Annotated in this window: 16 protein-coding genes; 12 read left to right on the forward strand and 4 right to left on the reverse strand. The window is 58.3% G+C overall.

Annotated features, from left to right (window positions below):
• Window positions 1–87: 87 nt before the first annotated feature.
• Window positions 88–384 carry a hypothetical protein gene (locus BM152_RS03020; protein ID WP_231730559.1) on the forward strand — a complete coding sequence of 99 codons (297 nt, stop codon included), beginning with the start codon at window positions 88–90 and terminating at the stop codon, window positions 382–384.
• 234 nt (window positions 385–618) lie between these two features.
• Here the strand turns inward: BM152_RS03020 and BM152_RS03025 are convergent, their stop codons facing one another.
• Window positions 619–1290 (reverse strand): L,D-transpeptidase, encoded by a 672-nt coding sequence (locus tag BM152_RS03025; RefSeq protein WP_066606365.1) that lies wholly within the window; start codon window positions 1288–1290, stop codon window positions 619–621.
• Window positions 1291–1784: 494 nt separating this feature from the next.
• Between BM152_RS03025 and BM152_RS03030 the strand changes: the two genes are divergently transcribed.
• The 11 genes from BM152_RS03030 to BM152_RS19670 all read left to right on the forward strand — a co-directional run bounded on the left by BM152_RS03030 (window position 1785) and on the right by BM152_RS19670 (window position 11726).
• Window positions 1785–3038 carry an imelysin family protein gene (locus BM152_RS03030; RefSeq protein WP_066606367.1) on the forward strand — a complete coding sequence of 418 codons (1254 nt, stop codon included), beginning with the start codon at window positions 1785–1787 and terminating at the stop codon, window positions 3036–3038.
• Window positions 3039–3205: 167 nt separating this feature from the next.
• Entirely contained in the window at window positions 3206–3448 is a 243-nt protein-coding gene (locus BM152_RS03035) for a (2Fe-2S)-binding protein (protein WP_066606369.1), read from the forward strand.
• A gap of 4 nt (window positions 3449–3452) precedes the next feature.
• The gene (gene bfr / locus BM152_RS03040) at window positions 3453–3938 is read left to right on the forward strand and encodes a bacterioferritin (protein ID WP_066606371.1); all 486 of its coding nucleotides are present in this window, start codon (window positions 3453–3455) and stop codon (window positions 3936–3938) included.
• A 43-nt stretch (window positions 3939–3981) separates the two neighbouring features.
• On the forward strand, window positions 3982–5499 hold the full coding sequence (locus tag BM152_RS03045; protein ID WP_066606373.1) for a di-heme oxidoreductase family protein: 1518 nt from the start codon (window positions 3982–3984) through the stop codon (window positions 5497–5499).
• Window positions 5500–5507: 8 nt separating this feature from the next.
• Window positions 5508–6521 (forward strand): imelysin family protein, encoded by a 1014-nt coding sequence (locus BM152_RS03050; protein WP_066606375.1) that lies wholly within the window; start codon window positions 5508–5510, stop codon window positions 6519–6521.
• Between the two features lie 48 nt (window positions 6522–6569).
• Window positions 6570–7661: a DUF1513 domain-containing protein gene (locus tag BM152_RS03055; RefSeq protein ID WP_066606387.1), complete on the forward strand. Its 1092-nt coding sequence runs from the start codon at window positions 6570–6572 to the stop codon at window positions 7659–7661.
• A gap of 285 nt (window positions 7662–7946) precedes the next feature.
• A complete protein-coding gene (locus BM152_RS03060) occupies window positions 7947–8570 on the forward strand; it encodes an ATP-dependent Clp protease proteolytic subunit (RefSeq protein WP_066606390.1) in 624 nt (207 codons plus the stop codon).
• A 202-nt stretch (window positions 8571–8772) separates the two neighbouring features.
• Window positions 8773–10041 carry an ATP-dependent Clp protease ATP-binding subunit ClpX gene (gene clpX, locus BM152_RS03065; RefSeq protein WP_066606393.1) on the forward strand — a complete coding sequence of 423 codons (1269 nt, stop codon included), beginning with the start codon at window positions 8773–8775 and terminating at the stop codon, window positions 10039–10041.
• Window positions 10042–10211: 170 nt separating this feature from the next.
• The gene (locus tag BM152_RS03070; protein WP_066606396.1) at window positions 10212–10595 is read left to right on the forward strand and encodes an NADH:ubiquinone oxidoreductase subunit NDUFA12; all 384 of its coding nucleotides are present in this window, start codon (window positions 10212–10214) and stop codon (window positions 10593–10595) included.
• Between the two features lie 124 nt (window positions 10596–10719).
• Window positions 10720–11187, forward strand: coding sequence for an outer membrane lipid asymmetry maintenance protein MlaD (mlaD, locus tag BM152_RS03075; RefSeq protein ID WP_066606399.1), 468 nt, complete (start codon window positions 10720–10722; stop codon window positions 11185–11187).
• Window positions 11184–11726: a DUF2155 domain-containing protein gene (locus BM152_RS19670; protein WP_331711571.1), complete on the forward strand. Its 543-nt coding sequence runs from the start codon at window positions 11184–11186 to the stop codon at window positions 11724–11726. Before mlaD ends, BM152_RS19670 begins: the two co-directional genes overlap by 4 nt.
• On the opposite strand, the gene aat is transcribed toward BM152_RS19670, so the two are convergent.
• The 3 genes from aat to accB all read right to left on the reverse strand — a co-directional run bounded on the left by aat (window position 11690) and on the right by accB (window position 14262).
• Window positions 11690–12334, reverse strand: coding sequence for a leucyl/phenylalanyl-tRNA--protein transferase (aat, locus tag BM152_RS03085; protein WP_066606402.1), 645 nt, complete (start codon window positions 12332–12334; stop codon window positions 11690–11692). The genes BM152_RS19670 and aat overlap by 37 nt on opposite strands.
• 82 nt (window positions 12335–12416) lie before the next feature.
• Window positions 12417–13763, reverse strand: coding sequence for an acetyl-CoA carboxylase biotin carboxylase subunit (gene accC / locus BM152_RS03090; protein ID WP_066606404.1), 1347 nt, complete (start codon window positions 13761–13763; stop codon window positions 12417–12419).
• 10 nt (window positions 13764–13773) lie between these two features.
• Window positions 13774–14262, reverse strand: coding sequence for an acetyl-CoA carboxylase biotin carboxyl carrier protein (accB, locus tag BM152_RS03095; protein WP_066606407.1), 489 nt, complete (start codon window positions 14260–14262; stop codon window positions 13774–13776).
• Between the last annotated feature and the right edge of the window lie 266 nt (window positions 14263–14528).

Here is a 14528-nt window from a genome sequence, read left to right on the forward strand (position 1 = left end):
GGCCCACACCCGCCGCTTTGCATGGCGGTTTTGGACAAAACCTGTTTCGTCGGGGCATCAAAGGGCTTTAACTGGCGGGATAAAAGAATGAGCGTGAAAGGATACACGTCGATGAAATATGTGCTGCTGCTTGGGGGCGCTTTGGCTCTTGCGGGCTGTGAGGCTCCGTTGACTGACGAAGGCTATCTCAAGGAAGTGCCGGAGGGCCTCGCGGCAATTGCTGCGCCGAACCAGAACCTCTCTGCTGTGCAGATCAGTGCCGAAGACGGGTGCTACTGGTATCGCCATGACGGGCCGGTCGAGAACACGCTGCTGCCGCTGCGGGCGAAGGACGGGCGTCCGATCTGCACCGTGGCGCCGGAAACGCTTGAAACCGCGATGTGACGCGGTTTGTTCGGCTCTCTCTAAGGAGGAAGGGCTGATCCGCTTGGAACAAACCTTTCGCGATGGACTTGGATAACGGATCTGTTGCGAAAGGCGGATGCTGTGCGCCACAAAGCGCAGATTATGCATAGAGACTGCACATCAAGTCTCATTAAAGAGACATATCAAACCCGCGCAGATCGAGAGTGGGCGCTTTGCGCCCAACCCTATGCTTTCGAGGGATCACGTAGAGCCTTAGCTCAGCGCGGTCACATAGCTTTCTGCAGGATAGAGATGCGCTGTCACACCGGTATCCACGCGGTCATACAGGTCGATGACATGGGCCATGACCATCCGCACACAACCGGAGCTCGCCCGCGTCCCGATGGAGCGCGGATAGGGCGTGCCGTGGATGCGCAGATAGGTGTCGCGATTGCCGACATAGAGGTAGAGTGCACGCGATCCCAGCGCATTGCGCGGGCCCGGATCCATCCCGTCAGCATATTGTTCATAGACTTCCGGTTCGCGTTTGATCATCGCGGGAGTAGGCGTCCATGTCGGCCATTTCGCCTTGCGCCGGATCGTGTAAGTGCCGGGCTCGTATAGCCCGTCCCGCCCGATGGCGACACCGTAGCGCATGGCCGTGCCGCCTTCTTCCACGAGGTAGAGGTAGCGGGCAACGGCATCCACATGGATGTCACCGGGGCGCAGCCCGTCCTTGGCCTCGACGCGGCGCGGGAGGAAGCGTTTGTGCAGCCCCCAAGGGTTCGAGGTTTCAAGATCGAACCCCGCAGGTGTCACTTGCGCGTCCCAGCGTTCCCAGTCGCTTTTGGATGCGGCCAGCGCAGGGGTGCCGGCAACGGTTCCGAGGGCCGTGGCGGAGAATAAAGCGGTGGACGTCTGAATGAAATGGCGACGGGTTAACATGGTGGAATCCTTACGACTGAGCAGAGTGTGCGTAGTTTTGGCGGCAGCCTTTTGAGTCACATACCTAGGCTAAACCCGTAAAAACGCAAGTCATTCCCTGTCGGGTCACGATTCTGTGTGGTCTTGCTGCACGAGGGGCACGCGTGTGTTTTTGGATGTGATTTACATGTGCCGGCTTTGAAATGTTAGCGCTGCGTTTGGTGTTGGTTGCGTCTATGCGGTGAATTTCTGTTGAAGTTTGTTTCGTAAGGCATTGATTTTGATAAAATAATATGGGTTGTTTGAAGCGCTTTCCGTGCCTTGGTCACCCGTAAGATTACTGGAGGTGTGAGGCCGCGTTTCTGATTGGCTTATTCCTATTGAAACAATCAGGATTGACTTGTCCTACCAAAGAAGTCAGATATTGCGGGAGAGCGTGACACAAGAGTGCGCATTCAGGAATCCCCGCGCTTTTATTCAGCGTCGGGGGCAATGAGACAAAGGGACCAGACCAGATGAAACGTATGATGACGGCCGTGATTGCCGCCACTCTTCCGGCCGCTGCTTTTGCAGGTGAAGCCGAAGTTGTGACCACCTATGCCGATATTGCCCATGCCGGTTATGAAGACAGCTTGATCAAGGCGAAAGAACTGGATGCGGCGATCGAGGCCTTTGTTGCGGCACCGTCTGAAGCGACACTGGCCGCGGCCAAAACCGCATGGATCGAATCCCGCGTTCCGTATCAGCAAACCGAAGTGTATCGTTTCGGCAATGCCATCGTCGATGACTGGGAAGGCAAGGTGAACGCCTGGCCGCTCGACGAGGGTCTGATCGACTATGTGGACGGCTCCTATGGTGGCGCCACCGACGAAAACCCGCTTGCCGCGCTCAACGTTATTGCCAATCCGACCTTCGAGCTGTCGGGCGAAACGGTTGATGCCTCCGAAATCACGCCGGAGCTACTGGCCGACACGCTGCACGAGGCAGACGAGGTCGAAGCCAACGTGGCCACCGGCTATCACGCCATCGAATTCCTGCTCTGGGGCCAAGACCTTCACGGCACCGAGCATGGCGCTGGCGAACGTCCCTACACCGATTACCTGACTGGCGATGATTGCACCGGCGGAAATTGTGAACGTCGTGCCGAGTATCTTCTGGCCGCAACAGACCTTCTGGTGTCCGATCTGGAGTGGATCACCGAGCAATGGGCCGAAGGCGGCGCTGCGCGTGCGGCGGTTGTAGATGATCCGGCGGCGGGCATCACCGCGATGCTGACCGGCATGGGCTCGCTGTCTTACGGTGAGCAGGCGGGCGAGCGCATGAAGCTTGGCCTTATGCTCAACGATCCGGAAGAAGAGCATGATTGCTTCTCCGACAATACTCACAACTCCCATTTCTATGACGGCATGGGCGTGCACAATGTCTATTTCGGCAAATACACCCGCGTGGACGGCACTCAGGTGAAAGGCGAAAGCCTTGCTGACCTGCTGGCCGAGAAAGACGCCGATCTGGCCGCTGAACTGGGCTCCGCTCTCGACAAATCCGTGGCGGAACTGGCCGAGATCAAAGCCGCAGCCGAAGCGGGTTTCTCTTATGACCAGATGCTCGCACGCGGCAATGAAGCCGGTGAAGAGTTGATCATGTCTGCGGTGGATGCGCTGGTTGCGCAGACACGTGAGATCGAACGCGCTGTCAGCGTGTTGACCGAAGCTGATATCGAAGTCGAAGGCTCCGACAGCTTGGACAATCCCGACGCAGTGTTTGAATAAAAGACAAAGACGGGCCGGAGGTTTCCGGCCCGTCGCCTGCCTGTGCAGGTGGTTTGCATAGAGAAGGGCGGAACCTGTCGGCGCTTCATGCCCTCCGCCAAGCTGCTTTCAAATCAAGGGCTTGTCCCGCCTTGCTCTGTCTTGGTTCCGAATGACCGGAGTGCCCCATGATTGTCTGTTCCTGCAATGCCATCACCGACCGCGACATCCATGCCGCGATTGACTGGATGCGTGCGTCGGACCCGCAGACCATTATCACACCGGGAAAAGTTTACCGCGCATTGGGCAAGACGCCTGATTGCGGCGGGTGCATGTCGCTTTTCCTTTCTTCTATGCGCCAAAATGATAACCTCAAAGTGCCTGCCGAATTGCGTGGGCTGAAGGATCATCGCATCAGACGAAAGGGATAACCCCATGAAAGGCGACGCAAAGGTCATCAAATACCTGAACGCAGCGCTCCGCTCCGAACTCACGGCCGTATCGCAATACTGGCTGCATTTCAGACTTCAGGCCGATTGGGGTCTGGCAAAAATGGCCAAGAAGTCGCGCGAGGAAAGCATCGAAGAGATGAACCACGCCGACAAGCTGATCGACCGGATCATCTTTCTCGAAGGTCACCCGAATCTGCAAAAACTCGATCCGCTCAGGATCGGTGAAACCCCGAAAGAAACGCTTGAGGCGGATCTCGCCGGAGAGCTTGACGCGCTCACGCTTTACAAAGAGGCGCGCAGCTATTGTGAATCTGTTGGCGACCATGTGTCGAAATCGCTTTTTGAAGAGCTGATCGCCGACGAGGAAGGCCATGTTGATTTTCTCGAAACCCAGCTCGATCTCTACAGCCGTCTTGGCGAGCAAGGCTACGCGCTGCTTAACGCGGCCCCGATGGACGAAGCGGAATAACTCCGTTCTAAGTCTCACCCTGTCCCTGAGCCTCGCGGCGATCATGGGGCAGGGCGTTTGTGCTGATCCTCTCCTGATCTCCGACCCGCATCTGTCTGCTGTGCCGCGCACGCAGACCGAACGCGCACGCATTGCCAAGGTCATCGCGCCCACTGCCGATTTCACCCAGCCGGAGGTGTTCGAGGCCAATCAGGGCGGTGCCGGAACCGTGGCGGATACGGGCGACGAGACGGTTTTCAGCCAGCCGCCGTCAACCTTGCCCTTCGAAACGAAACTCGATTTTGAACTTGGCAATGCGCTCTTTGCCAAGCTCTGGGTGTCGTCGCCCTCTTCGACAAAGGCCTCCGACGGGCTGGGGCCGCTGTATAACGCGCGTTCCTGTCAGCGCTGCCACGTCAATGACGGGCGCGGCCATCCGCCGGAGGGGCCGGAGGATGCGCGGACTTCCATGTTCTTGCGCCTCTCGGTGCCCGCAGAGGATGCGCCGCTCACGGAACTGGAAGCCTATCTTGCGCAGATCGACGGGGAGGCCGCCACGCCGCGCACGCGCCCCGTGCCGGGCTATGGCGGACAGCTTCAGGATCTGGCGCTCGTGGGCTTTGCGCCCGAGGGGCGGATGGAGATTGACTACGAAGAGCAGCCCGTGATGCTCAGCGAGGGCGAGGTCGTCAATTTGCGCAAACCGGTCTACTCGATTTCCGCGCCGGCCTATGGCCCTTTGCCAGAGACGCTGCAACTCTCGCCACGTGTGGCCAACCCGATGATCGGGCTGGGGCTTCTGGAAGCGATTCCCTCAGAGGACATTCTGGCGCTAGCCGATCCTGATGATGCGGATGGGGATGGCATCTCTGGCCGTCCGAATATCGTGTGGTCACGGCATTTTGAACAGCCCATGTTGGGGCGTTTCGGCTGGAAAGCGGGCGAGCCGACGGTGGAGGAACAGTCCGCCGCCGCATTCCATTCCGACATCGGTATTTCCTCTCAGCTCTTTACCGCGCCCTCCGGTGACTGCACGGCGGAGCAGGTCGCGTGTCTCGCCGCGCCTCACGGCGCAGATGATGTGCGCGGGGCGGAGATTGATCAGATCGGCATGGATCTTTTGACGTTTTATGCAGGAAATCTTGCGGTTCCGGCCCGCAGAGACCTGTCCGACCCGCAAGTGCTGCGCGGTAAGGAGATGTTTTTCGAGGCCGGATGTAGCGCCTGTCACACGCCCAAACACGTCACGGCGCGGCTGACCGGTGACAAAAACGCGCCGCGTTCGTTCCAGTTGATCTGGCCCTATACCGACCTTCTGTTGCATGACATGGGCGAGGGGCTGGCCGATCATCGTCCCGAACATCGTGCAACAGGTCGGGAATGGCGCACCGCGCCGCTCTGGGGGATCGGTTTGACCTCGCGTGTTTCTCGGCCTACGACCTATCTCCATGACGGGCGTGCGCGCTCGCTTCTGGAGGCAGTGCTCTGGCACGGCGGCGAGGCACAAGATGCCCGCGACGCCGTCACCCGAATGCTGCCCGAGGACCGCGCTGCACTGATCCGTTTTCTCGAAAGCCTTTAGAGGACCCCATGCGCAAGCTCACTGCTCTTTGTCTCTCGCTCTCCTGTGCAACACCGCTAGCGGCCGATCCGCTTCATGAGGCGCTGAGGCGGGCTGTGAACGACCACACGATACCGGCGGTCAAAACCTTTGATGCCGAGGCCGCGGCACTGGCCGATGTGGCGGCGCAGAACTGTCTGCCCGAGGCGGTGAAGCCCGCCTATCACGCGGCCTTTGATGCGTGGATGGGGTTGCAGCATTTGCACATGGGGCCGGTCGAGGCCAACGGGCGTATCCTCGCCATTGCTTTCTGGCCGGATAAAAAAGGTATGACCCCGCGCACATTGGCCAGCTATATTGCCGATGAGGACCCGATCATTGAAGACCCCGCCGAATTCGCCACCGCCTCTATCGCGGTGCGGGGGCTCTTTGCGCTGGAATACATGCTCTATGATGCGCAGTTCGATGGCTATGAGGACGGCAGCTATGCCTGCCATCTGGTGCAGGCCATTGCGCATGACTTGGGCCGGATGGCGCATGAGATTGATCAGGAATGGACCATGCCGGACGGGTTTGCCGACACGCTTTTGAAAGCCGGAGACGCCGCCCAGCCGCTTTATCTGAGCGAGACGGAAAGCGTGCAGGCGCTCTACACCATGCTCACGTCGTCTTTGGAAAACACAAAGTTGCAGCGCATCGGTCGCCCCATCGGCACGTTCGAGCGCCCGCGCCCCACCCGTGCGGAAGCCCGCCGCTCTGAACGGTCCGCGCGCAATGTCATGCTCCAACTCGAAGCCGCCCGCGATCTGGCACGCAAACTTGCACCTGGCGAGATGCCCTTGGCCGAGGCCGCCTTTGCCAAGACGATTGCTCTGACCGAAGAGCTTGATGATCCCGCATTTGAAGGTGCCGAAGACCCGATGGGTCGCCTCAAGATCGAGATCATCGGCCAGAACATTGACACGATTCTCGGACATCTGGCCAATGAGGTGGGCGCCCCCTTGGGCGTCTCCGCAGGTTTCAACGCCTCTGACGGTGACTGACCGTCTCTCTTTTCCGCAATAAAAGCAAAAACACTGGGAAACTCCGTTATGAGTACACGTCGTACATTCATTAAAGCCGCCTTGGCTGCCGCTTTTGTTCCACGCCTGAGCTGGGCCGATGCGGGGTCTCCGGCCTTTTTGGGCGCGGCCAAGGACACCAATGGCGATTATGCGCTCTACGGTCTGGATCATGATGCACAAATCCTGTTCCGCGCGCCTCTGCCTGCGCGGGGTCATGCCGCTGCGGCGCATCCGACCAAGCCTGAGGCCGTGGCCTTCGCCCGCCGTCCGGGCACCTTTGCTGTGGTGGTAAATTGCGCCACAGGCAAGATCACCCACCGGCTTGATGCGCCGGAAGGGCGGCATTTCATGGGGCATGGGCTGTTCGTGAATGACGGGGCTTTGCTGGTCACGCCGGAGAACAATTACGCCGAGAAAAAAGGGGTTCTGGGTATCTGGGATCGCGCCAAAGGCTACACCCGTGTGGGCGAGGTGGCGACCCACGGCATCGGTCCGCATGATGTGCGCCCGCTGTCGGACGGGACGTTGGTGGTCGCCAATGGCGGTATCTTCACCCATCCCGATATCGGTGAGGGGCGGCAAAAGCTCAATATCGACGATATGGAGCCTTCGCTGGTTTACCTTTCCCCGAGTTTCGCGCTGGAAGAAAAGCATGTCCTCGCACCGGAACTGCATCAGAACTCGATCCGGCATCTGTCCATTGGCCCCGACGATCAGGTGGCTTTCGCGATGCAATGGGAAGGCGACGAGATGGAGCTTGTCCCGCTGATCGGTCTGCACCGACGCGGTGAAGAGGTGATGTTGCCGCAGGCGGATATGGGCGAGCAATATGCGATGAAGGGCTATGCCGGCTCGATTTCCTTTTCGGGCGATGGCACGGAGGTGGGGATCACCTCGCCACGGGGCGGACGCCTGCACCGTTTCGCGCCGGATGGCACCTTTCTCGGTGCGGTGCTGCGTGGTGACATCTGTGGCCTGGCGCCGCGTGAGGACGGGTATCTTGGCTCTGACGGATTCGGCGCGCTACTGGCACTCAAGGAGAACATGTTACCATTGAACGCGGTTCCGGGGCTGGCATGGGACAATCACCTTGTGGCCTTGCCTGCTCTGGTCGGGTGAATCACATTTATCAAAAATTTTCTCCAAATTTGAGGCAAAGCGGCAACACCCCTCATGTTGCCGTTTTTGTGAACGGTGGTCGGTTACCTTTTGAATGGTGTAATTATTTGATATTAAACTGAAATTTGTTTTTCCTGTATGCCTGATCAAATAACGTGCCCCCGCAAATGACCGGAGGAAAGCCGCGACAGACATCGGGTGCTCTTGCAGGTCCCCAAGTCCGCTACTAAGACTTGAGTAACACTTCCGCGCTAACACATCAGATGAAGCAACAGGCAGGGCCCGATGAAAGATCCGATTGATACCTACATGAACACACTCGTTCCCATGGTGGTCGAGCAGACGAGCCGTGGTGAACGCGCTTACGATATTTTCTCGCGTCTTTTGAAAGAACGCATCATTTTCCTCAACGGTCCGGTTCATGACGGCATGTCCTCGCTGATCTGTGCCCAGCTTCTGTTCCTTGAGGCCGAGAACCCGAAAAAAGAAATCGCGATGTATATCAACAGCCCGGGCGGCGTCGTGACCTCCGGTCTGTCGATCTATGACACGATGCAATATATCCGCCCGAAAGTGTCGACACTCGTGATGGGGCAGGCGGCCTCTATGGGCTCTTTGCTTCTGACGGCTGGCGAAAAAGGGATGCGTTTCTCGCTGCCCAATTCCCGCGTCATGGTGCACCAGCCTTCTGGCGGCTATCAGGGGCAGGCGACCGATATCATGATCCATGCGCAAGAGACACAAAAGCTTAAGGATCGCCTGAACCAGATCTATGTCAAACACACGGGCCAGAGCATCGAGACCGTGGTCGATGCGCTTGAGCGTGACAATTTCATGTCGCCGGAAGATGCGAAAGAGTTTGGTTTGATTGACGAAATCGTCGAAAATCGCGCGCCGCTCGAAGAGTAAGACACTTGGCGCACCGGCTATGGTCGGTGTGCCGTTTCATTCTTGAGGCAGGGCAGCCTCATGATCGGGTGTTCAGTCAATGGGATTTTGCCATTGTGCCCGAAAATCGGCTGTCCTACACTCTGTCAAATATCGCCTTTTGGCCGGCCCTGTCGGTTGAAGCACAACACAAGAGAGCCCGTCTGGGGTTCAGGGGAATGTGATGAGCAATTCGTCCAGTGGTGACAGCAAAAACACGCTTTACTGCTCGTTCTGCGGCAAGAGCCAACACGAGGTGCGCAAACTGATTGCGGGCCCGACCGTGTTCATCTGTGACGAATGCGTCGAGCTGTGCATGGATATCATCCGTGAGGAAACGAAGACCTCCGGTCTGAAATCCTCCGAAGGTGTGCCGTCGCCGAAAGAGATTTGTCAGGTTCTTGACGACTATGTCATTGGTCAGGCAACCGCGAAGCGTGTGCTCTCGGTGGCTGTTCACAACCATTACAAGCGTCTCAACCATGCTGCCAAAGGCGCGGGGGATATCGAGCTTGCGAAGTCGAACATCCTGCTGATCGGTCCGACCGGTTGCGGGAAAACGCTTTTGGCACAGACGCTTGCACGTATTCTTGACGTGCCGTTCACCATGGCCGACGCCACCACTTTGACGGAAGCGGGCTATGTGGGCGAGGATGTGGAAAACATCATCCTGAAACTGCTTCAGGCCTCCGAATATAACGTCGAACGCGCACAGCGCGGCATCGTCTATATCGACGAGGTCGACAAGATCACCCGCAAATCCGACAACCCGTCGATCACTCGCGATGTATCGGGCGAAGGGGTGCAGCAGGCGCTTCTCAAAATCATGGAGGGCACCGTGGCCTCCGTGCCGCCACAAGGCGGGCGCAAGCATCCGCAGCAGGAATTCCTGCAAGTGGATACCACGAACATCCTGTTTATCTGTGGTGGCGCTTTCGCCGGTCTCGACCGGATCATTGCGCAGCGTAACAAAGGCTCTGCCATGGGCTTTGGCGCGGATGTCAAAAACGATGATGATCGCGGCGTGGGGGAATTGTTCCAGGAACTCGAACCGGAAGATCTACTGAAATTCGGCCTGATTCCCGAGTTTGTTGGCCGCTTGCCTGTTCTTGCAACGCTGGAAGACCTCGACGAAGACGCGCTTGTCACCATTCTGACGCAGCCGAAAAACGCCTTGGTGAAACAGTATCAGCGTTTGTTTGAACTCGAAGATGCTCAGCTGTCCTTTACCGAAGAGGCACTGTCGGCTATCGCAAAACGTGCCATCGAACGCAAAACCGGCGCGCGTGGCCTGCGTTCGATCCTCGAAGATATCCTTCTGGATACGATGTTCGAACTGCCGGGGATGGAGAATGTCTCCGAGGTGGTGGTCAATGAAGAGGCGGTGACTTCGGATGCCAAACCTTTGATGATCTTTGCCGAGGATGAGGCCAAGGAAAAGACAGCGTCTTGATCCTTGCGGAATAAAACTAGCCAACACCCCGCCGCAAATCCTGTCGGCGGGGTTTTGCTTTTTCGCTCTGTAGGGCGGAAAACGCATCCTCTGCGGCCGCTGCCCTCTGGACCTCCGCGCGCGGATGGTTCATAGAAAGAACCGAGCGAAATTCGAAAGGTGACAAGGTCATGGGAATTTTGAACACGGCGCTACGCGCGCTGATCTGGTGGGACGGTCAAACCATCGGGACACAGCTTTTCACATGGCGCAAAGGCATCAAGGTTGGCGAAGATGCACAGGGCAATGTGTTCTATCGCAACAAAGACGACAGTCGCCGCTGGGTCATCTATAACGGTGACGTTGAGGCGACCCGCGTCAGCCCCGATTGGCACGGTTGGCTGCATCATACGTTCGACAATCACCCCGGTCATGAGGCGCTTGAGCACAAGACCTGGGAAAAAGAGCATGTCGAGAACCTGACCGGCACAGTGGCCGCCTATGCGCCCGCCGGTTCGATTCGCCGCGTACATCCGGTCGAACGCCGCGACTATGAGGCGTGGCAGCCCGAGTAACCCGACTTCGACCAACCCGTCGCGCAGATATGTGGGCGGCAAGGTTTCGGGAGTGTCGATAACCCGTCAATGTCTTGCGGGCTCTTGCTTGCGATGTTGTTCAAGTCCATTCTGGAAGGCTTAAATGGCAGAAAATCCGACAGAAGTTGCGGTAGGTGCAGGCGTGATCGCCCTTGCTGTGGGCTTCCTGCTTTATGCAGGCCAGCTCACCGGGCTTGGGTCCGGTGCTTCCGAGCATTACCAACTTACCGCCTCTTTCCGCTCCGCCGAGGGGATTTCCATCGGCACCGATGTGCGGCTGGCGGGGGTCAAGGTTGGCACGGTCACGGACCTCGACCTGAACCGCGAAACATTCCGCGCTGAAGCCAAGCTCACCCTCGATAGCGATGTTGTTCTGCCGGATGATACGGCGGCACTGATCGCGTCCGAAGGGCTTCTGGGCGGCAATTTTGTCGAACTGGTCCCTGGCGGCTCCATGTTCAATTTCGAGGATGGTCAGGTGATCGCGGACACGCAAGGTTCGGTCAGCCTGATTAACCTCCTTCTCAAATTCGTCACTGGCAGCGGTGATGACGCGGGGGCGGCACAGTGATTCCGTTGTTGCGCGCCGCATCGCTGTCCTTGCTGCTGGTTGCCCCCGCTTGGGCGCAAGAGGGCGGCTTTGATGACGATCTGGAAACCGGCCTCGACGAAATCATCATCACCCCGCTGGATGAGGATGCCGATATTGGCGGTTTCGGGGCTGGCGGGCTGTCGCTTGAGGACTTGCAGGACCTGCCCAATGGCGGCTTCCAGCAAGAGTTGAAAGACATCACGACGGAGTTGCAGGAGAAAGTTGTCTCTGCCGCCGGTGCCACCGTGCGCGCGTTGGACAAGTTGACGGGTGAAGTCGCGGATTTGACACTTGAGACCGGAGAGACGCAGGCGTTTGGCCGTATTGAAGTGTTTCTTGGCGATTGCCGTTATCCTGAAAACAACCCGTCGGGTGATGCCTATGCCTATCTCGTAGTGCGTGCGCAGGGCGAGGATGCTCCGGTGTTCTCAGGCTGGATGGTGGCCTCTAGCCCCGCTTTGAACGCGATGGATCATCAGCGCTACGACATCTGGCCTTTGAGTTGCAGCACGTCTTGAGGCGTGAGTGGCTCTGAAACGGCGTTGAAATCCGCGTTGTGCTGCAAAGCTTCATGCAAAAGGCTGCGATATTGCGCACGCGAAATTTCAATGCCGCCGAGACTGGCGAGATGTTCGGTCAGGAACTGCGTGTCAAACAGTGTGAACCCCGTGCGTCTGAGATGGGTGACCAGATAGGCGAGAGCAAGTTTGGACGCGTTTGGCACCCGTGAAAACATGCTTTCCCCGAAGTATGCCGTGCCCAAGGCAAGCCCGTAGGAGCCTCCGACAAGGCGCGGGCCGTCCCAGATTTCAACGGAGTGCCCGAAGCCCATTTCGAACAATTGCCCGTAGAGGTCGAAGATCGTGGCATTGATCCATGTCTCTTCACGGTCGGCGCAGCCCTCCATGACGCCGGAAAAATCCTGATCGAAAGTCACGCGGTAGCGCTCTTGGCGGATCAGGCGGGCGAGCGAGCGTGAGATGTGGAACCCGTCCAGCGGGATGATGCCTCTTTCGCGCGGATCGACCCAGAACAGGCTTTCATCCTCGCGACTTTCCGCCATGGGAAAGACGCCGTTGGCATAGGCTTGCAGGATTAGTTCGGGGGACAGTTCGACATGGTTCATAGGGAGAATGTGACGCGGCTTTCGGCAAATGAAAAGGCCGCGCTTGCGACGCGGCCTTTCAAAATCTCTTGTGTGCGGAATTTCAGCCGAGATGGGTCTCGAGCCATTTCTCCAGCCAGTGGATGTTGTAATTACCCGTGAGCACATCCTCTTCCTGCAATAGCGCGTGGAACAGCGGGATCGTCGTGTCGACCCCGTCCACGATCAACTCGCCCAGAGCACGGTTGAGACGCGCGAGGGCTTCGGGACGGTCGCGCCCGTGGACGATCAGCTTGCCGATCAAACTGTCGTAATAGGGCGGGATCGTGTAGCCGTCATAGAGCGCGGAATCCATCCGCACACCCAGACCGCCCGGCGCATGGTATTGCGTGATCTTGCCGGGGCAGGGTGTGAAGTTCGGCAGTTTCTCGGCGTTGATCCGTACTTCGATGGCATGACCGTCGAGCAGCAGATCATCCTGTGTGAAGGACAGTTTCTCGCCTGCCGCGACGCGAATCTGCTCGCGCACGAGGTCTTGGCGGAAGATCGCCTCTGTCACCGGATGTTCGACCTGAAGCCGGGTGTTCATCTCGATGAAATAGAACTCGCCATCCTCATAGAGAAACTCGATCGTGCCCGCGCCGCGATAGCCCATCTCTCCGATGGCTTTGGCGCAGATGCCGCCGATATGGGCGCGTTCTTCGGGAGAGATCGAGGGGCCGGGGGCTTCTTCGAATACTTTCTGGTGGCGCCGCTGAAGCGAACAGTCGCGTTCGCCCAAGTGGACCCCGCCGCCCTGTCCGTCGCCAAAGACCTGAACTTCAATGTGACGCGGTTTCTGGAGATATTTCTCCATATAGACCTCGTCATTGCCAAAGGCGGCTTTGGATTCGGAACGCGCGGTGCGGAAGGCAACTTCGAGTTCTTCTTCGTTCAAGGCCACTTTCATGCCTCGGCCGCCGCCGCCAGCTGTGGCTTTGATGATGACCGGATAACCCATGTCGGCTGCGGCTTTCTTGGCCGCTGCCACATCGGGCACACCGCCTTTGGAGCCGGGCACCACAGGGATGCCGAGTTTTTCGGCGGTCTCTTTTGCGGTGATCTTGTCGCCCATCTGGCGGATATGTTCGGCGGAGGGGCCGATAAAGGTCAGATCGTGATCTTCGACGATCTGCACAAAGGCCGCGTTCTCCGAAAGAAAGCCATACCCCGGATGGATCGCCTGCGCGCCGGTGATCTCACAGGCGGCAATGATCGCGGGGAAGTTCAGATAGGACTGTGCCGAAGAATTCGGGCCGATACAGACCGCTTCGTCCGCCATGCGCACATGCATGGCGTCTGCGTCGGCCTCCGAATGAACGGCCACCGACTGGATGCCCATCTCGCGACAGGCACGGATCACCCGAAGGGCAATCTCGCCACGGTTGGCGATGAGGATTTTATCGAACATCGGGAGCCCCTTATTCGATGATCATCAGAGGAGCGCCGAATTCGACCGGTGTGCCGTCTTCAACAAGAACGCGTTTGACCGTGCCGGATTTCGGTGCGGGGATATGGTTCATAGTCTTCATCGCTTCGACGATCAGGACCGTCTGGCCTTCGGAGACCTTGTCACCCACTTTGACGAAAGGCGCAGCACCCGGTTCTGCGGCGAGGTAGGCGGTGCCAACCATCGGCGAGGGCACGGCGTTCGGATCGTTGGCCGGATCGCCTGCATCTGCGGCGGGGGCTGCGGCCGGAGCGGCGGCGGCAGGAGCGGCGGCCACGGGGGCCGGTGCGGGGGCTGCAACGGTCTGAACAACCTGCGGCGCGGCGCGGCTTACGCGGACGTTGAGGCTGTCATTGTCGCCGTATTCGCGCATGACTTCGAGTTCGGTGAGCTCGTTGGCGCTGAGGAGTTCGGCCAATGCCTGAATGAAGGCCACGTCGGCGTCGTTTTGCTTTGTCATATGTTCAACTCGGTTTTTATGGCCGCCCGGTTCTCTGGCGATGCCCGTTTGGACATGCCGTTTGAGCCCAGGCTGATTGATCTTCTGATCTCCGTATATAGGGGTTGTGACGTTGCGTGAAAACCCGCTATCCGGCCGGCCTTGCCGGAGAATGACGTAAACTCTGCCCATGTTTTGGGCGTTTGCGCATGATTATTTGGCTTGAGGGGGCGCAAAAGACTGAAAATGACCATGTCTTAAATTTTACCGCTTGATAAAAAAATGAA

Source organism: Celeribacter halophilus (assembly GCF_900114135.1).
In the GTDB taxonomy this organism is placed as follows: domain Bacteria; phylum Pseudomonadota; class Alphaproteobacteria; order Rhodobacterales; family Rhodobacteraceae; genus Celeribacter; species Celeribacter halophilus.